The sequence below is a fragment of the uncultured Campylobacter sp. genome (assembly GCF_938030145.1).
Classification (GTDB): domain Bacteria; phylum Campylobacterota; class Campylobacteria; order Campylobacterales; family Campylobacteraceae; genus Campylobacter_B.
On the sequence record NZ_CALHGM010000001.1, the window covers coordinates 1 to 18,716 of the forward strand.

The 18,716-nt window shown below is 44.3% G+C and carries 17 protein-coding genes; 6 read left to right on the forward strand and 11 right to left on the reverse strand.

Going from position 1 to position 18,716, the window contains the following annotated elements:
- The first annotated feature begins 414 nt into the window (after positions 1–414).
- The 4 genes from Q0323_RS00005 (at position 415) to acpS (ending at position 3,421) form a co-directional block, all read left to right on the forward strand.
- Positions 415–1,569, forward strand: coding sequence for a tyrosine-type recombinase/integrase (locus Q0323_RS00005; protein ID WP_298050357.1), 1,155 nt, complete (start codon positions 415–417; stop codon positions 1,567–1,569).
- A gap of 211 nt (positions 1,570–1,780) precedes the next feature.
- A complete protein-coding gene (locus Q0323_RS00010) occupies positions 1,781–2,515 on the forward strand; it encodes a YebC/PmpR family DNA-binding transcriptional regulator (protein WP_298050358.1) in 735 nt (244 codons plus the stop codon).
- Positions 2,516–2,523: 8 nt separating this feature from the next.
- Positions 2,524–3,018: a peptidylprolyl isomerase gene (locus Q0323_RS00015; protein WP_298050359.1), complete on the forward strand. Its 495-nt coding sequence runs from the start codon at positions 2,524–2,526 to the stop codon at positions 3,016–3,018.
- 28 nt (positions 3,019–3,046) lie between these two features.
- On the forward strand, positions 3,047–3,421 hold the full coding sequence (gene acpS, locus Q0323_RS00020) for a holo-ACP synthase (protein ID WP_298050361.1): 375 nt from the start codon (positions 3,047–3,049) through the stop codon (positions 3,419–3,421).
- Between the two features lie 1,059 nt (positions 3,422–4,480).
- Here the strand turns inward: acpS and Q0323_RS00025 are convergent.
- Complete coding sequence (locus Q0323_RS00025) at positions 4,481–5,824, reverse strand: class II 3-deoxy-7-phosphoheptulonate synthase (RefSeq protein WP_298050363.1); 1,344 nt, start codon at positions 5,822–5,824, stop codon at positions 4,481–4,483.
- A 104-nt stretch (positions 5,825–5,928) separates the two neighbouring features.
- Between Q0323_RS00025 and rarD the strand changes: the two genes are divergently transcribed.
- Together rarD and Q0323_RS00035 are read left to right on the forward strand one after the other, a co-directional pair.
- The gene (gene rarD / locus Q0323_RS00030; RefSeq protein ID WP_298050365.1) at positions 5,929–6,801 is read left to right on the forward strand and encodes an EamA family transporter RarD; all 873 of its coding nucleotides are present in this window, start codon (positions 5,929–5,931) and stop codon (positions 6,799–6,801) included.
- A complete protein-coding gene (locus Q0323_RS00035; RefSeq protein ID WP_298050366.1) occupies positions 6,794–7,204 on the forward strand; it encodes a hypothetical protein in 411 nt (136 codons plus the stop codon). Before rarD ends, Q0323_RS00035 begins: the two co-directional genes overlap by 8 nt.
- 763 nt (positions 7,205–7,967) lie before the next feature.
- Here the strand turns inward: Q0323_RS00035 and Q0323_RS00040 are convergent.
- The 10 genes from Q0323_RS00040 to lgt all read right to left on the reverse strand — a co-directional run bounded on the left by Q0323_RS00040 (position 7,968) and on the right by lgt (position 18,607).
- On the reverse strand, positions 7,968–8,456 hold the full coding sequence (locus Q0323_RS00040; RefSeq protein WP_298050368.1) for an ankyrin repeat domain-containing protein: 489 nt from the start codon (positions 8,454–8,456) through the stop codon (positions 7,968–7,970).
- The gene (locus Q0323_RS00045; RefSeq protein WP_298050369.1) at positions 8,453–9,889 is read right to left on the reverse strand and encodes a catalase; all 1,437 of its coding nucleotides are present in this window, start codon (positions 9,887–9,889) and stop codon (positions 8,453–8,455) included. Before Q0323_RS00045 ends, Q0323_RS00040 begins: the two co-directional genes overlap by 4 nt.
- 346 nt (positions 9,890–10,235) lie before the next feature.
- A complete protein-coding gene (locus Q0323_RS00050) occupies positions 10,236–11,675 on the reverse strand; it encodes an ankyrin repeat domain-containing protein (protein WP_298050370.1) in 1,440 nt (479 codons plus the stop codon).
- 371 nt (positions 11,676–12,046) lie between these two features.
- Positions 12,047–13,021: a hypothetical protein gene (locus Q0323_RS00055; protein ID WP_298050372.1), complete on the reverse strand. Its 975-nt coding sequence runs from the start codon at positions 13,019–13,021 to the stop codon at positions 12,047–12,049.
- Positions 13,022–13,023: 2 nt separating this feature from the next.
- A complete protein-coding gene (locus tag Q0323_RS00060; protein WP_298050373.1) occupies positions 13,024–13,206 on the reverse strand; it encodes a hypothetical protein in 183 nt (60 codons plus the stop codon).
- On the reverse strand, positions 13,199–13,786 hold the full coding sequence (locus Q0323_RS00065; RefSeq protein WP_298050375.1) for a hypothetical protein: 588 nt from the start codon (positions 13,784–13,786) through the stop codon (positions 13,199–13,201). The genes Q0323_RS00060 and Q0323_RS00065 overlap by 8 nt, the downstream gene beginning before the upstream one ends.
- A 465-nt stretch (positions 13,787–14,251) precedes the next feature.
- Positions 14,252–14,989, reverse strand: a complete 738-nt coding sequence (locus Q0323_RS00070; protein WP_298050377.1) for a fumarate reductase iron-sulfur subunit — start codon at positions 14,987–14,989, stop codon at positions 14,252–14,254.
- Entirely contained in the window at positions 14,982–17,000 is a 2,019-nt protein-coding gene (locus Q0323_RS00075) for a fumarate reductase flavoprotein subunit (RefSeq protein WP_298050379.1), read from the reverse strand. Before Q0323_RS00075 ends, Q0323_RS00070 begins: the two co-directional genes overlap by 8 nt.
- A gap of 10 nt (positions 17,001–17,010) precedes the next feature.
- Positions 17,011–17,694 (reverse strand): fumarate reductase cytochrome b subunit, encoded by a 684-nt coding sequence (locus Q0323_RS00080; protein ID WP_295151987.1) that lies wholly within the window; start codon positions 17,692–17,694, stop codon positions 17,011–17,013.
- A gap of 94 nt (positions 17,695–17,788) precedes the next feature.
- Positions 17,789–18,607, reverse strand: a complete 819-nt coding sequence (lgt, locus tag Q0323_RS00085; protein WP_298050381.1) for a prolipoprotein diacylglyceryl transferase — start codon at positions 18,605–18,607, stop codon at positions 17,789–17,791.
- Positions 18,608–18,716: the final 109 nt, after the last annotated feature.

An 18,716-nucleotide genomic window follows, 5' to 3' on the forward strand; every position in this document is an offset into this window, starting at 1 on the left:
TACATGTCAAAATAATTAAAATTTAAAATTCTAAAAATTTAAAATTTCAGCAACACAGACTCTATCTAAATTTTATTTTTTCCCTTTTTTTAAATTTGTTTTTTACATTATAGTAAGGGAGGGCGAGATTTTGTAAAAGCTTAAACTTTTTATGTAACTTTTACTTAATTGAATTAATGGCGATGACAATTTTGTTTTATAACTATTTTATTATATAAAGTTTAAAAATAAAAGTTAATTATTAGCGAGATTTTGTAAAAAATTGCTTTTCTTAATTGCCTTTTTGCTCTTTTTAAGATTTTTAAGCTCCATAAAATCGCACTTTAAGCAAAAAATTTTTATTTCAAAAAATTTTAACCTTAAAGATAGCGCTTTTTCGCTTACTTTTAATTAAAATTTGATAAAGTTACTCGTATGAAAAATTTAGAAAAAAATAAAAATATCTATGTGCAGCACGGACGTTTTTATATTGATTGCCAAAAGGACGGCGTTAGAATTCGCCGCGCTACGGGTCTTAAAAAATCGCCTTTGGCGTTTGATTTCGTTCGTAAAAATTATGATTTATTTTTAGGCTCTAAATCCGATATCGCGGAGGCTAGACGCCGGTATCGCGAGCTTGAGGACTTGCAGACCGACAGGCTCCTTAGAAAGGGGGAGAAAGGCACCGGCACTATTAAAAATTCTAGCGAGTTTAGTTTTGATAGCGTAATCGATCGTCTCCTTGCCGAGAAGTCCTTTTTAAAGGATAAAACTAGGCGGCTTTACGTAATTATGAGCCATACGATCACGGAATTTTTAAGCTCTAATAGTATTTTCTACTTAGCCGACTTTGAGAGGCACCACAGCGTAGAATTCGTTAAATTTTGTAAGGGCAAAGGCTTAAAGGATAGCTCTATTAGCGGCTATTGCTCTTTTTTTAAGATGATTTTTCGATACGCCGTAAGTAATGACATAATCTCCAAAAATCCGTTTTTTATTCCTAGATTTAAGCAACACCTCGATGAATTAGAGGACGAAAAATTTCCGCCGTTTAGTCTTGATGAAATTTTAGAGCTTATTAAAAATGCTGACAACGAGCTACGACTGTTTTTAGTAGTGGCGTTCTTTACCGGCGCTCGAACTGGTGAAATTTTAGCCCTTACTTTTAGCGATCTCGACTTTGAAAATAGGCAGATTCGAATAAATAAAACACTTTCAGACATCGGCATCGTAGATTCGCCTAAAACTAAATCCAGCAACCGCACGATCGATATGCTACAAATCGTCTACAATGAACTCATAAAGCTTGATGGCGGCGACAAAGGCCGGCGTATTTTTAGGCTTTCTCGGTCTATGATGCGACTTAAATTTAATGATCTGCAAGTAAAACTTGGCTATAATATTCGCAGGCTTTACGACACCAGGCACTCCTTTGCTTCCATTATGCTAAGTCGTGGAGAGGAGCCTATGTGGGTGGGTTGCAAAATGATGGGTCATAAGGATTTGAACGAGACTTATCGTTCCTATGCAAAATACTTGCCAAAGGAAGTTAAACAAAGAGCGGTTTTTTTAAATAATGTCGTCATTTAAAATTTAATATTAGACATCTTATTTTAAAAAATATGTTATAATAAGATTAAATTTTACTAAAAATAGATTAAAATTTTACTTCTTTTAATGCGTAGAAACGCCGTTTTTACGGCACTGCGACTTAATAAATTTTATTTCAACGCCCGCTCCTGAAATTTAAGGGTTTTTCGTTATAATCACCCGTTTTTAAATTTAAGCTTTAAGGAATTTTATGGGACGAGCTTTTGAATACAGACGCGCTTCAAAAGAAGCTAGATGGGGGAAGATGAGCAAACTTTTCCCAAAACTGGGCAAAGCCATAACGATGGCTGCGAAAGAGGGCGGCGAAGATCCGCTGATGAACTCCAAGCTGCGCGCCGCGATCGCCACGGCAAAGGCGCAAAATATGCCCAAAGACAACATCGACGCGGCTATCAAGCGCGCTAGCGGCAAAGATAGCGCCGATATCAAAACGATCTTTTACGACGGCAAGGCGCCACACGGCGCGCTTTTAATAATCGAATGCGCCACCGATAACCCGACCCGCACCGTCGCAAACGTAAAATCGATTTTAAACAAAGCTAAGGGCGAGTTTTTGCCGAGCGGCAGTTTGAAATTTATGTTTTCGCACAAGGCCGTTTTTGAGACCAAACTACCGAGCCGCGACATCGAGGAGCTGGAGCTTGAGCTCATCGACTTCGGTCTTAGCGAGCTTGAGATCAACGAGTTTGAAAACGACAAGGGCGAGCTCGAAAAGACGCTTCTAATCTACGGCGAATACGAAAGCTTCGGCACTTTAAACGAAGGGATCGAAAAGATAGGGCTTGAGATCATCAGCGCAAGCTTAAAATTCGTCGCTAACGAAAAGCACGAGTTTAGCGAGGAGCAGCTGGGCGACATAGACGCGCTAATAGAGCGGCTAGAGGATGACGACGACGTGCAGGCAGTTTACACCAACATCGCATAGGAGAAAAAATGGAAAGCTTAAAAATTTACGACATCGACGCAGCGGCTTTGGCGCGCGATAAATACGCCGTGATAAAAACCGAAAAGGGCGATATGAAGCTGGAGCTTTTCGCAGATGAAGCTCCGCAGGCGGTTACGAATTTCGCTAGCCTTGCGCGCAGCGGGTTTTACAAGGGGTTAAATTTTCACCGCGTAATTCAAAATTTCGTAATCCAAGGCGGCTGCCCGCGCGGCACCGGCACGGGAGGCCCGGGCTGGCGCATAAAGTGCGAATGCGACCGCCAAAAGCACAAGCACGTGCGCGGCGCACTTTCGATGGCGCACGCGGGGCGCGATACGGGCGGCAGCCAGTTTTTCGTCTGCCACAGCGCGCAGCCGCACCTAGACGGCGTGCACACGGTGTTCGGTCGTATCGTAGATCAGCCTAGCCTAGCGGTTTTGGACGCGATCAGGCAGGGCGATAAGATCATTGATGTCGAGATTAAAGAGAGCCTGCAATCGTGATTAAATTTAAACCGTGGGGCGTTCGTCCGTGATAAAGATCGGCACGGACATAACCGCGGTACGCAGGATCGCGGCGCTGCGCACAAAATACGGCGCGAAATTTCTAAAGCGTATTTTGAAAAAATCCGAGCGCTCCTCGGCACTGCGCGACGAAAGTATCGCGGGCGTCTATGCCGCCAAAGAGGCGCTTAGTAAGGCGCTAGGTACCGGCATCGGCGCGGAATTTAGCTTTAAAGACGCCAAAATTTACAAAGACGCTCTGGGCGCGCCGCATCTAAAAATACGTAAAAAAATCCGTAAAAAATTTCATATCAAATCCGCAAGCCTTAGCATCACGCACGATGCAAACGTCGCGATCGCCGTAGTCGCGCTGGTACTAAAAAAATCCAAAAAGCGAGCCTAAAATTTTATCGCTTTTTTCTTGAGTGCGGGATTTTTAAATTTTAAAATCTCGCCCGGGTTGCGCGTCCTAGGAATTTTATCGCGCGATCGCGCAAGCAAAAACCTTGCGTAAATTTTGCGCGGCAGAATTTTGAAATTTCATTGCGCCGCAGAATTTTGATTTAAATTTGAGGCACGGAATTTTATAGCGTCACGATACGCGACGGTGCAACTCAAAAGGTAGAATTTCAACCTGAATTTTAGAAGCAGAAAGATAGATTTTCGGTTTAAAATTTGCTGCGAAATAACGCTCTAAAATTTAAAGCAGGCGTAAAGCTGCTTTCGTCCGACGCATGTATCATCAAGGATTAAGCGAAAGTTCATGGGCCGACCGAACATACATCACTGCGGCAGCGTGCGTTCATCGCACCCGTCTCAAACAAGAGCTTTTGCGCCGTACTTATGCCGAATGCCGCAGATAGCTCGCCGCAATCTCCACTATGTGCGAAAAAACGGAGGCGAGCTTGCGTAGCTACATTTACCGCTCAGTCTGGCGCTAGCTTGAGCGACACAGATAGGCGGCACACACAGAAGCGAGCGATCAAAATTTACACGGCGAAATTTAAAGATGAAATTCCTCGAGCTGCAAATTTAGCGCTAAATTTTTAAAATTTCACGGCGGCGCAAATTTTAAAATTCTATGCAGAGCGTATTTAAATTTTAAGCCGCAAGTCTGCAAGGATAAATTTAGCCGCCAATAAGTTTGCAAGTCTCTGCAAAGTGGAATTTTATCGCGGCGCGACGCCGCAAAAATTTTCAATTGCTCGTATTTGGGCGGCAGGTTTACGCGGCTTACGTTTTCGCGCGAAGTATAAATTTCCAATCGTCTATATTTAGCCGCTTTAAGACTGCGCCAAAAGCCGCCCCGTATTCCAAGCCGCGTAAATTTTAATCGCCCGCGCCAAGATACGATTAAATTTAAAGCGCAAAGCGCGATCGCGGCGCTAGCTTACGTCAAAACGCCTAAAACTACGACTAAAATTCCAAGCCGCGACCGAATTCCCGCGCACCGAAAGACGGATTATTCCGCCTTTTTTAGATTATCGGCGAGCAAAAACGCAAGCTCTAGCGCCTGATCTGCGTTTAGGCGCGGATCGCACTGCGTTTCGTAGCGCTGCTTTAGCGTCTCTTGCGTCACGTTAAACGAGCCGCCCGTGCACTCGGTGACGTTTTGACCGGTCATCTCAAGATGGATGCCGCCCGCGTGCGTGCCCTCCGCAGCGTGAATCTCGAAAAAGCTCTGAACCTCGCTTAAAATTTTAGAAAATTCGCGCGTTTTGTAGCCGTTCGCGGCCTTGACGGTGTTGCCGTGCATCGGATCGATGCTGTATAGGATCGCCCTGCCCTCGCGCTTTAGCTCGCGCAAAATTTGCGGCAGCCGCGCGCCGATCTTATCCGCGCCCATGCGGATGATGACGTTTAGCCTGCCTGCTTCGTTTTGCGGATTGAGCTTGTCGCAAAGGCGCAAAATTTCATCCGCAGTGCCGCTAGGGCCGATCTTGACGCCGAGAGGGTTTTTGATACCGCTTAAAAAATGCACGTGCGCATCGTCCGCGCCGCGCGTGCGCTCGCCGATCCAAAGCATGTGCGCCGAGCAGTCGTACCAATCGCCGCTGGTGCTGTCAATGCGCGTCAGGCACTCCTCGTAGTGCAGCAGCAGCGCCTCGTGCGATGTGTAAAGCACCGTCTCGGCAAGGCTCGGAGAATTCGCGGCGCTCAGTCCGCACGCCTCCATAAATTTTAGCGTGCGCGAAATTTCATCGCTGAGCTCGTTAAATTTAGCCTCCAGCTCGCCCTTTTTCAAAAAGCCCAAATTCCACTTATGCACCTCGTGCAGGTTCGCAAGACCGCCGCGAGAAAAGGCGCGCAGAAGATTTAGCGTCGAAGCGCTTTGATGATACGCCTCGATCATGCGAGCGGGATCTGGCTTGCGCGCCGCTTCGCTAAACTCAAAGCCGTTGATTATGTCGCCGCGATAGCTAGGCAGACTTACGCCGCCAACCTCTTCGAAGTCGCTGCTGCGCGGCTTTGCGAACTGCCCCGCGATGCGACCTACCTTGACGACGGGACATCCCGCCGCGAAGGTAAGAATGATCGCCATTTGAAGCATCACCTTAAACATATCGCGGATATTATTCGCGCTAAAATCATTAAAGCTCTCCGCGCAATCGCCGCCTTGAAGCAGAAACGACTTGCCCTCGCTGGCGCGTGCAAGCTCGGCCTTTAGGTTGCGAACCTCGCCCGCGAAAATTAACGGCGGCAGCTTGTAAAGGCGCTCTTTAGCAGCCTGCACCGCACTTTCATCTTGATAGATCGGCTGCTGTAAAATTTTATAATCTTTCCACGACGTCCTACTCCAACTCATAGCCCCTCCTAGATTTCGTAAAATTTTGCGATTATACCCAAATAAGCTTTTATTAACCCAAAAAATCTTAAAATAGCGTCTTTAGGCAATTTGGAAGGAATTTTATGGAAAACGATCGCGCTAAAGGGCTAATGCTTGCTCTTGCCACCTTTGTTATGTGGGGCGTTTTTCCGATATTTTTCAAGCTCATAAAGGACGTGGACGCGGTGCAAATTTTAGCGCATCGCGTCGTTTGGTCCTTCCTACTGCTGCTCGTTTTTCTCTGCTTTACGCACCGTTTAAAAAACGTCGCGCGGCTTCTTAGCATCCCTAAAATCGCTCTCACGCTGCTTTGTACGGGACTACTTATCAGCACGAACTGGGGCATTTATATCTACGCGGTAAATTCCGATCAAATTTTAGCCACCAGCCTCGGATATTTTATAAATCCGTTATTTTCGGTGCTTTTGGGCGCTTTGTTTCTGCACGAACGGCTAAGTACGGCGGCGAAATTTTCACTGCTGCTAGCCTTTGCGGCGATCGGCGTGCAAATTTACGCGCTGGGTAGGCTTCCCATAATCTCGCTCGTGCTGCCGCTTAGCTTTGCATTTTACGGCCTCATACGTAAAAAAGTAAGCGTGCCTAGCTTTGAGGGGCTGTTTTGCGAGACGACGCTGATGCTGCTGCCTGCGCTTGCGTTTCTGATCTACTGCGCGCTGAAAGGAAGCGGCGCCTTTGGCTTTAACGTAAGCGGCGCGCTGCTGTTTGCAAGCGGACTGATTACGATTTTGCCGCTGCTTACCTTCGCCGTAAGCACGCAGTATCTGCCGCTATCTACGATCGGCTTTATGCAATACATCAGCCCGTCGCTAAGCATGCTGATCGCGGTATTTATCTACGGCGAGGAGCTTGAGACTTATAAAATTTTAAGCTTTTCGCTAATTTGGTTCGGGCTCGCGGTCGTGGGCTTGGACGGCTTAAGGAGAAAAAATGGCTAATTTCGCTTTGATGTTCGCAGTCGCCCTTGCGGTGGGCGCGCTCGTGTATTTTCAGGTCCAAAAGGCTTCCGCGCGCGCAGATGCCGCAGACCCCGAGCTTAACTCGCAAAGATATATGAAATTTTGCGATATTTTAGAGGACAAACTGCGAGATCTAAAGCGGCTAGAGCTGCACGACGAAAGCGCTCGCGAGAGCTATCTAGACGAGCTCGAGGCCCTTAGTAAGGAGCTGGTTTACATCAAAACGATGCATCAAAGCAACCTAAATCCCGCCGTGTGGGAAGGCAAGCTATTTGAGTTTCTAAGTAAAACGGACGCGCTTATTGAAAAATACGCCGCGGACGTAGAGCGCTCGCTGCAAGACTGGCGCAAGCAGCTGGAGATGGAATTTAAAAACTTATAGTCGCGATCCTTAAGATATCAAAATTAGGCTACATATAATAATCGGCTCGGCACAAAAGGCTTAATCGATGAACCTAAAATTGTAAAATTTAGCCGCAGTACTAAGCCAAATCCAGCTACAAGACAAGCTCGATCCAAAATCAATAAAATTCCAAGCGCGCTGAAACACCTTAAAAATTTACAAACTCTGAAAAGATTCGAAGGGAAATTTATAGTCTTGCCACAAGGATCGCAATAGATCATACCAAATTTCATCGTAAAAATTGAGTCCACGGGCGAAGCCAACAAGACCTGCTAAATTCAGACGAAATGGGGAGGCGTAGCAAAGCTGATGGAGGGAAAAATATGAATTAGACAGGCAGCGCTAGCAAAATAACGCAGGCGCAACTAAACACCACTAAACTAGCGAAGCAGACGAATGAGCAATATAAAATTCTATCTCCCAAGCCGGCAGAGAGTTAAATTATAACCTAAAAACCGCGCGCCGTTTATAGTCATAAAAGAGCGCGCCATATTAGATAAACAAAGAGGGCTTGCGTTATTGGCATATCGCAAAACGACACCGTACCTGCGTACCGAATAAGCGAGAGAAGCAAAATCCTAAAGGTTAGAAATGGTGTCAAATTCCAAGCCATCCTTGCATCTTTAGTAAAATCTCCGAAATTTCGCCCTATGCGGGCCCTAAAATACGTCAAATTTTAAACCGTGTATAAGCGCTAAAACGCGTAAATTTTAAACTGCCAAATATCAAGGCGCATAAAAATTTAAACCGCTCGCGCGCTCTTTTTGGCTAAAATTCCTAAAAATTTAACCGCCAGTTTTTGTAGCAATCCCTGCTTTTTACGCTTGCTTAGTAAAAATTTTGCCGTTTCACTCCTACCAAACATCACGGCAAAGGCATATGGTGTCATACCAAGACCACTCGTAGCCTCTACGTCCGCACCGGCGTCTACGAGAGCTTTGACTACCTCCAAATGTCCTTTGAAGGCCGCGCCCGCGAGCGGGGTTTGCCCGCGGTCATTACGCTCATCGACTCTGGCGCCGTTTGAGAGCAGCATATTTACAGTCTTTAGCGCGTTATTGTAGCTAGCCAGCATTAAAAGCGTGTCGCCTTTGGCGGATTTTAAATTTACGCTAAGGCCCGCCTTTATCATCTTTTCTAGCTCGTCAGCATCATCTCGCCTAGCAAAATCAAGCGCCATAGCGCAAAGCTCACCATATCTTTGCTCTTCGGCCTGTGTTAATCTCGTCAATTTTTTGCTTTCAAAGCGGCTCTTACGCCATTTGCGTAGTCAGCGGAAATTTTTTCAAAATGTCCTATTGCGCGCTCTTTTATCGCTTCGCTCACACCCTCCATGCTATCTGCGATATTACTAAAAAGCTGCGATTTTTGGCTCTGGCTCATTAGCTCAAAAAGCGCTCTAGGTTGCGAATAATAATCCTGGCCCTCGACTCTGTGATCGTATCTTTGCATCGCGCCTTCTATGCTTATATCAGGCTCTAACAAAGCACGATCCTCTTTGGCACCGCCAAAGCTGTTAGGCTCATAGTAAGCCTTATCGTCAAGCTCATACATTCCGTTATTCATCGCGCCGCCCACGACGTAAGTATTGACCTCGCTTACAGGACGATTAACATCTAGCTGCGCGTAGTGCGTGCCGATACGATATCTTTGAGCATCGGGGTAGCTAAATATCCTTGCTTGCAGCATCTTATCAGGACTAAAGCTGATACCAGGCACTATATTTGACGGACTAAATGCGGCCTGCTCAACCTCATTGAAATAATTTTTCGGATTTTGGTTTAGCGTCATGACGCCCACGTCGATGAGCGGGAACTCCTTATGAGGCCAAGTTTTGGTTAGATCAAAGGGGTTAAATTTGACCTCTTTTGCCTGCCGTAGAGTCATTATTTGAATTTTAAAATCCCAGCTTGGAAAGTCACCCTTTTCTATACTCTCAAAAAGATCGCGTTGATTGCTCTCTCGATCTTTTGCAATGATTTGTGAGGCCTGAGCGTTGGTTAAATTTTTAATGCCTTGGCGGGTTTTGAAGTGAAATTTAACCCAAAATCTTTCGTTTTTGTCATTTATAAGGCTGTAGGTGTGGCTGCCAAATCCGTGCATATGGCGGTAACTTGCCGGAATACCGCGGTCACTCATCAGGATAGTTACTTGATGCATACTCTCAGGGCTTAAACTCCAAAAGTCCCATGCTGCCTCATTTGAACGGAGGTGTGTGTGAGGATCACGCTTTTGCGTGTGGATGAAATCCGGGAATTTATACGGGTCTTTTACAAAAAAGACGGGAGTGTTATTTCCGACCAAATCCAAGTTGCCCTCTTTGGTGTAAAATTTAATCGCAAAGCCCCTTACGTCGCGCTCAGCATCAGCCGCTCCAGCTTCACCGGCAACGGTAGAAAATCTCAAAAGTAGCTTTGTTTTCTCGCCTTTTTGTAATACTTTGGCCTTAGTATATCGCGAGATGTCGTGCGTAATCTCTAGGGTTCCGTATGCAGCGCTACCTTTTGCGTGAACGGCGCGCTCAGGGATGCGCTCTCTGTTTTGATGAGCTAGTTTTTCAAGTAGCTGATAATCTTGTAACATTATACCGCCGCGGCTGCCTGCGGTAAGGGAGTTTTGGTCATCCGCGATAGGATTACCCGAAGTAGTGGTTAGTTTTTTCATATTTATTCCTTTCTAATAAAATTTATCTGTAATTATACACATATAAATTAAAATATTCATTAAATAATAAAAATTATTGATAGAAGTTTAGGCTTAGAATTTGTAATATTTTAAAATTTTATATTTCTAACCCATCTTTAACATTATTTCATAAATTATGAGATCTGCTATATATAAATTTATCTCATATTAATATAAGAAAGATGATATTTCGCGATCTTATATAAATATAGATGCTATATGCGATGATCAAGATATTAAAGAAAAACGACAAATTTAAAATCATTAAAATTTTATAAAATTGTGCCAAATACGTAGCGATCATAACCAAAATCTCTACGAAATTTTACTCATTGGCGGACGCGGTATCTGCAGTCTTGGATCCCGCTTGCTCTAGCTGCTTAGACGCATCGCGCCTTAAAATTTTATCGTACTCCTCCACTCTTATCACCTTGCCCTCATACTCTATTTTAAGATCAAATTCCAAGCCTTTTAAGTGCGAATATCTAAAAAATTTATCCAGATCAAAGCCGCCCGCACCCTTAAGCTCATCGCCGCAGAGCGCGGAATAGCGCTTTATAAGAGTATCGTAGATACCCAGCAGCGCCGTATTCGGCGTTACCGAGCCGCATCTATTAAGATCGGGCAGCGAGCCTCTGTTAAGCCGGATTGCACCCTTTTCCCAATCCTTTGGCTGCTCCGCCATAGTAAACCTGACCATATCATAATTAAAGCTATCCAACCAGCTCCAAACCAAAATAATCTCATCGTAACAATAATCATCCATATGCTCTAGGTATATTTTCTTATACTTCCTCAACGTATCCAAATCCTTACGGCAGTCATCGTATTTTTTTCGAATACGCTCATCGTCCGGAAGCCCTGCTAAATCGTATTTAAGCAGCAGATTTAGCATACTTGAGTCATATCGCTGCGGTAGCATCTGATAGATGGAGCAGTTCGGCTGCCGCTTATCTTTGCGGTGTTTGAGCGTAAAAGCAATACAATTATCGTCCGTCCAAGCGGTAATCTCAGGTCTTACACCGCTGCTAAGCATAAGCTCCGTCATCTGCAAAAATCCGCCTGCTACGGCGTAATAGAGCGGATCAGATACCGCGCTAGTACCCTCGCTTTTAGGCGTTTCGTAATATTCCCTTACCTGCGCATCGCTAGTATCGGCGACCAAATAGGAATCGCAGCGTCCCGGAGTCGTAAGCCACGGACGAACATATTTAACGCTAGAAAAGCTAGCTCCGTGCTTAAGTAGAACTTCCGCGGCGGCGGTAGAGTTATTTTCGATGGCATAGCTTAGCGCCGAATGAGAAAAATCGTCCGTGCGGTTGATATCCGCTCCGTGATAGATCAGCTCCTCGGTGGTGTTTGCATCGTTGTAAAAGCTAGAATACATTATCGCCGTTATGCCAAAATGCAGCGGATCGCCCGCGGTGATGCGCTGCTCTCGCATAAATGCCAGAATACGCGCAGTGTCCTTGGAGCGCAAAAGCTTGCAGAAATACTCCATTCGCTCATCGCCATGCACTACGCATTCGTCCAAATCTAACTCGGCGCCCAGCCTTTCGTACCGGTACCTCGCTCGTGCAGCGCGATCCTCGTCCGTTAGCGGCCGATTGGAGGAGTTGCCGGAGGTTGTGGCGCGACTCACCGTGGAATTTTGCGCGGGCTGAGTTTCGGATCTATCCATAAGTGCACCGCCTGCGATCAAGAAAAATAGGCCTGCCGTAACAACCAAGCACGCTATGATGAGCTTGGATTTTATCTCTTTCAAAGCAACCTCCGCAAATAAAATGGCAAATATTACCGAGTGTGAGCTTAGCTGAATATAAACGGGCAGAATTTCACAAGGTAATTTCGCTCGAGCGGAATTCGCAGGGCGAGGTTTAAGAGAGTTTAGGCGCAAAATTTTGCATACGGAATTTTACCGATAGAATTCCGCGCAGAAATGCCGCAGGTGCAAAAATTTTACTGACGAAATTTATCCCAGCGGCATGCGGTTAGAATTTCAACAAGCGCTTCTACGCATAAAATTTAGTGCTAAATTTACCGTATTTGTACTCGGTATCGCTACGAAATTTAGTGGCGGCTACCATAAAATATTGAAATTTTAGTTTTAAATTTACCGCCCCTTCGCATACCCTCCTAGATAAAAACCGTATAGTCCTTTTTAATATAGTCTATATTTATATTTTTCTGCAAAAAGTATTTTCTAACTTCGTCATAAATTTCACTGCTATACAAATAAATCAAATAGTAGTGTGCCGATACGACAACGGCATTGTATAGATACTTGCCATATCCAGGTCTGGCGACTTTTATAAACGGGAAAATTTTAAATCCCTTTAAAGAATGGTTAATATAGAAATAGACGATTAGTTTTAGAAGCATATTGGTTATATACATAAAAATTAGCGCTACCAAGAAAAGACCCAGAGAACCGACACATAATACAACTAGCACAATAAAAGATGAGGTGCGAAAATTTTCAGTTGAAAAATTTCTACGCAATACTTCCTCTTCCGCCTTGCACTGCCTTTTGACGACCCCTTTATCTAAAAATTCTATGTATTGATCGGTAAATCTTATTTCGCGTTTATTGCGTATTGCGGTAAAGATATAAGTAATAACGGCGATTAGTAATAGCGCCATGCAGGACAGCAAATATTCGTAAGTATTGATATATCCGAAGTCTATAATATCTCGAATAAGAAGTAGCGGCAGACCCGATACCGGAAGAATTATAAAAAGCCGCGCATAAACAAAAAATTTTTCATAATTTTTGATGATTATCGGCTCTTTGTCGTAATCTCTAGCCTTAGAATTTTTAAATAAAATAGCATTGTCTGGATCTAAATTTTGAAATTTTCTACCGCGCTCTGCGTTTAAATTTAGACCGTCTAAATTTCGATCATTAGAATTTAAAGTTTTAGAATCTGTATTGTTTAAATCTGAGGCATCGAAATTTGAAGCATTTAAATTTGAGGTATCGGATTTTGAAGTATCAAAATTTAAGGCATCAAAATTTTGAGCGTCAGAATTTTCTTGCGAGCCTTGCTCTAAATTTTGACGTCGTTCGTTTAGAATTTTCTTTAGCTCTTCGAGCCTTGCTTCGTTCATCCTTATCCCTCACTAGCGATTTCGAAAGTTTGCCTATTTTGCCTTTTGTAGCTTAAGTGGATATTAAATTTACGAAACATAGCTTCAATTATATTACAAAATAGCAGAGCACTATCTTTAAATTTTACAAATTCTTTTTCTGCGCGATCAAGCTCAATTTGCGCATTTAATTCTCTCTTATCCATGTTTAAACTCCTTGTGAAATATCATAAATTCTTTTCTAACATTATCTATATTAATACTCTTATGTAATAAAAAGTATCTCTTTAATTCCGAATAATCTTTATTAGAATTTATAAAAATATTTATTATGATGCCATCTTTAGAATATATTGCCAAACGATCATATATTTTGTTTGCTTCTAAGCCGCCAATTGTAGTACAAATTAAATTCTTTGGAAGAATGAATATTGTAGCCAACAATATAAATACAACTATAAAGTCTTTAAAAACAAATAAGATCATTGTTATTATGGTAGCAAATATACAGAAATAGAAGAGTTCTTTTGAAATTGGAAAATATTCTGGTGTAGAAGTCCTAGTATCCATATTTTTAGATATCTTAATAATTTCATCTAGATTTATTCGGAAGATTTTTATTCCTTCGGCTTCTACCGAAATAAATTTTTCGTTAAGAATTATAAAGCGCCTATTAAATGGTTTATCGCGCTCAATAATTCTAATAAATGGAATAATAGTGCAAAAAATAATGAAAAAATAAGAATCTTCTGATTCGGAAAATTTTTCAATACCAAAATTAGACAATATTCCTGTTTGAGAAAGTATTATGATCAATATTAATATACAAAATTTGAAAAAACCTATTAAGGCACTAAAATCCTTTATTATCAACTCTTTTTTACAATGGGTATTCATATTTATATTGGAATTTCTATCATTAAAATTTCTAGACAATTTTTTAGTTCCAGATTCCGTTTATTTGAATTGGGTATTTTAAGCTTTCAAGATTAAAACTATTCCCAGAGCTCTGCTCCACATTTTGACGCCGTTCATTTAGAATTTTCTTTAACTCTTTGGGCTTTGCTTCGTTCATCCTTATCCCTCGCTAGCGATCTTAAGCGATTTCGTATTTTACTTCTTTATCGCTTGGGATAGTATTAAATTTAAAGCTACTTCGCTTGTCTGACTCAAGCATTTTGGAATTCGTCTATCGAGGTAAAATTTATAAAATTGGAAGATAAATTTAAGCGGGAAGGTCCCGCTTAAATTTTATTTACCGCAGCCGCATTTGCCCTGAGTGGCAAGCTTGCGGCGAACATATGCGATTTTGCTTTGAAGCGGAAGGTGCTTAGGGCAGTTGTCCTCGCAGCCTAGCAGCGTCATACAGCCGAATACTCCGTCATCATCGCCGATTAGCTCGTAAAAATCCTCGTCGCTGCGTTTATCCAGCGCATCGATCTGAAAGCGCGCTATACGGTTGATACCAACGGCGCCGATGAAATCCTTTCGCATTATCGCGGTGCCGCAGCTCGCCACGCAGATGCCACACTCGATGCAGCGATCCAGCTCGAAAACCTCCTGCGCAACCTCCGGTTCAACCTTCTCCTCAAGCTTTGAGATGTCGGTTTCGTGATCGGTGTGGATCCAGCTCTCTACGCGTTTGCTCATCGCGTTCATCCAGTTGCCCGTATCGACGCTGAGGTCTTTTAGCAGCTTAAAAACCGGAAGCGGCATAAGCTCGATCACGCCGTCCGGATAATCCTTAGTAAGCGTGCGGCACGCAAGCTGCGGCTTGCCGTTTACGAGCATACCGCAGCTACCGCAGATACCCGCGCGGCAAACGAAGTCGAAACTTAGCTCGGGATCAAATTTTTCCCTAATCACGTTAAGCGCGATAAACAGCGTCATTCCGTCGGTCTCTTCGAGCTCGTAAGTAGCGAAGTGCGGCTTTGAAATTTTGCTTAGCGGATTATACTTAAATGCCTTTATTGTTATTTTTCTACTCATATCCTATACCTGCTCTTTCGTTAGGTGCTTTGTATTTTGGCTGTAATTCATAATGCATCAATGCCTCTTGAATTTCATATCTGCCCTTGCCCTCGGCTTGCATTTTCTCGCGAATTTCATCGACCTCTTTTTGGCGCACGGCGCTGTCTGGATGCTCGATGATATTGCCTTTGGCGCCGTATCCGCGGAATGCAGGCGGCATCTCCATCTTCATAATATCAAGCGGCTCGTAGCTTAGAGTAGGCATAGTATCGCCCTCTTTCCAGTTTGCAAGCGTTCGTTTTAGCCAATTTAGATCGTCGCGTTTCGGATAGTCCTCGCGAAAGTGTGCGCCGCGGCTTTCGGTGCGATCAAGCGCACCCTTGGCGATACAAAGCGCAAGCTTTAGCATCTTTGGTACGCGATAAGCCTCCTCAAGCTCCGGATTTCCGAAAAGCTCTTTATTGCTTACTTTGACATCTAAGGACTGCTTGTAAAGCTCCTCGAGCTCTTTTACGGCTTTGGCTAATCCCTCGCCGGTACGGAAGATCGCGCAGTGATCCCACATAACGTCTTTCATCTTGTTTTTGATCTCGAATACGTTAAATTTGCCCTCTTTTTCAAGCAGGCTCTTAATATAATTTTTCTCTTTATCTACGAATTTTTCGATATCGTGCGTATTGATATCGACATCGTGTCCTTGGCAATACTCCGCAAAATACTCGCCCACGATCATGCCCGCGACGACGGTTTCGGCGACGGAATTTCCGCCCAAGCGGTTAAAGCCGTGCATATCCCAGCACGCAGCCTCGCCGGCGCTGAATAGTCCCGCCAAAGTCGGACTCTCGCCCGTAGCTTTTGTTTTGATGCCGCCCATCGAGTAGTGCTGCATAGGAAGGATCGGAGCCCAGCCCTTGCCGCGCTTCCTGCCCTGCTCGTCGGTTATTACCTCGGTGTCGGCAGGATCAATGCCGTTGAAAATTTCGCAAATTTCTTGTACGTCGCGTAAATTTTTCTCGATATGCTCGCGTCCGAGAATCGATATGTCAAGCCAAACGTGCTCGCCGTAAGGGCTCTTTACCCCCTTGCCTGCGCGGATATGCTCCATTATGCGGCGGCTTACGACGTCGCGGCTAGCAAGCTCCTTTTTCTCCGGCTCATAATCCGGCATAAAGCGGTAGCCGTCCACGTCGCGTAAAATTCCGCCGTCGCCGCGGCAACCCTCGGTAAGCAAAATTCCGCTCGGAACGATAGGGGTCGGGTGAAACTGCACCGCTTCCATATTTCCAAGCTGCGCGACGCCCGTCTCAAGCGCGATAGCTGCGCCGATGCCCTCGCACACTACGGCATTCGTGGTGTGTTTATACACTCTGCCGTAGCCGCCGGTAGCGATTAGCGTGCCCTTTGAGACGTATGCAATCAGCTCGCCGGTAACCAAATCGCGCACGATTGCGCCGTAGCAGCGGTTATTTGCGTGAATTAGCGCGATCGCCTCTTTGCGGTCGTGAATATCGACGTTATGCTTTAGCGCTTCGTTTGCAACGGCAAAAAGCATAGTATGTCCCGTAGCGTCGGCGGTATAGCAGGTTCGCCATTTTTTCGTACCGCCGAAGTCGCGGCTGTGGATAAGCCCGTGAACCTCATCTTTTTCGGTGATTGTGGTTTTTTGAGCATTGATAATAGCGCTTCGCTCGCCTCTAGTAATCCTAGTCCAAGGAACGCCCCAGCCCGCAAGCTCGCGGATCGCCTTAGGTGCCGTTTGCGCAAACATCCTAGCGACATCCTGATCACAGCCCCAGTCGCTTCCTTTTACGGTGTCGGCAAAGTGCACGTCCTCATTGTCACCCTCGCTCATCTTGGAATTTCCCAGTGACGCCTGCATGCCGCCTTGAGCCGCCGCAGAGTGCGAGCGTTTAACGGGGATTAGACTCAAAACGATGGTGCTAAGCCCCTTCTCGCCGGTAGCGATCGCAGCTCTTAAGCCCGCCAAACCGCCGCCAATAACTAAAGAATCGCAATATATTACATTCATCCCAAGCTCCCTATTCTAAACTTAACCATTTGAAATCGGCGATTATCGAAAGCAAGAAAAATGCACCCCAAACGATGAAAACCGCCTTTTTAATGAAGGCTCTTTTCCTTTGAATTTCCGCCTTCGTGCCGTCTATGCTGATCCATTTCATATAAAGCCTATAAATTCCAATACTAGCGTGAGTTACTACGAAAATCAATAAAACAAAATAAAATAGATGAAGCTGTCCGAATCTCGCGATAGCAAGATCTGCAGTAATTTTCGGACCGAATACGATCATTAAAATATGAGCCGCCGCAAAGAAAAATAGTAAAAATCCCGTCCAAAACTGAAACCACCAAAGCGTTGTATCGCAATGCTTCATTCGCATTTTGTGCGCTTTAAACGCCCTATAAGCGGCGTAATTAGCTGGAAATTTTCTCATCGCCAAAAACGCGTGAACTACGAAAATCACAAAAATTACAAAAGCGACGATGTTTGTAACGAAATAAATTCCGCCCGGTTCGGCGAAATGTACGACGCCCTCAAACGCGCCCTTACCGATCAAAATCGTGCCGGTAAATATCATATGACACAGCATAAAACAGGCCAAAATCAGCCCGCTGATGCTTTGCGCCACATCTTGCAAAGCCATAATGCGGCTTTTTTTGCCGTCTATGGATCTGCCCGTAAAGCCTTCAATGCGACCTAGCATAGGTTCTCCTTAAAAAAGATGATTATAAATCCCCGCTAAACGAAAATTTACATTTTTGTAAAGAAATTATATTACTTTTTAACTTTAGATTAATTTAATTTCTGCAAATTAGTTTTTTCTTCAAAGACTGCTTTAAGAAAACTGCTATCAAAAACATCACTAAAGATAAAATTTGCCCCATTGATAAATTTAAAAATATAAAACCGAGCCCATCATCCGGCTGCCTAAAAAATTCTACGAAAAATCTAAACGCCGTATATAGCATCGCATACAGACATATCAGCTCGCCGTTAAATTTCTTAAATTTACGGTAGAAAAATAAAATCACGAAAATTACCAGTCCTTCCAAAACTGCTTCGTAAAGCTGGCTTGGATGACGCAATGTACCGCCCACCAAAATCCCCCACGGCTCGGTCGTTTCGCGCCCGAAAAGCTCCTGATTTAAAAAATTCCCCACGCGCCCGAAAAAATATCCAAGCGGCACGCTAAGTGCCACGAGATCGAGCAGCGCCCACATATCGGTTTTAAATTTTTTGCAAAACCAAACCGTTGCGATCACGAATCCGACGACCGCGCCGTGATAGCTCATACCGCGAATGCCCACGAACTCGCCGTTATGAAAGGGGTTAAAAATTTGCCACGGATGGCTGAAATACCACGCCGCCTCGCCCGAATAGATCGCGATGTATCCAAGCCGCGCGCCCAAAATGACGCCCACTTCGACCCAGATAAAGTAGCGATCGAGCATCTTATCGCTGAAGTCAAGGTCGTCTTTTTTTACAAAATACTTTGCCATAAATAGCGCCGTAAGTAGCGCCAAAACATACATAATGCCGTACCAGTGCACATTTATGCCAAACGCGCTGAACGCCACGGGATCGAAGTGAGCGTAAATTTCGTTCCAGTAATTCAAATTTTTCCTTTAAAATTTCATCTCAAATTTCGCAGACTACGAAATTTTAAAATTTTGTAAAATTCCATGTCGCTAGAATTCCGCGCAGGCAAAATTCTAAAATTCCATA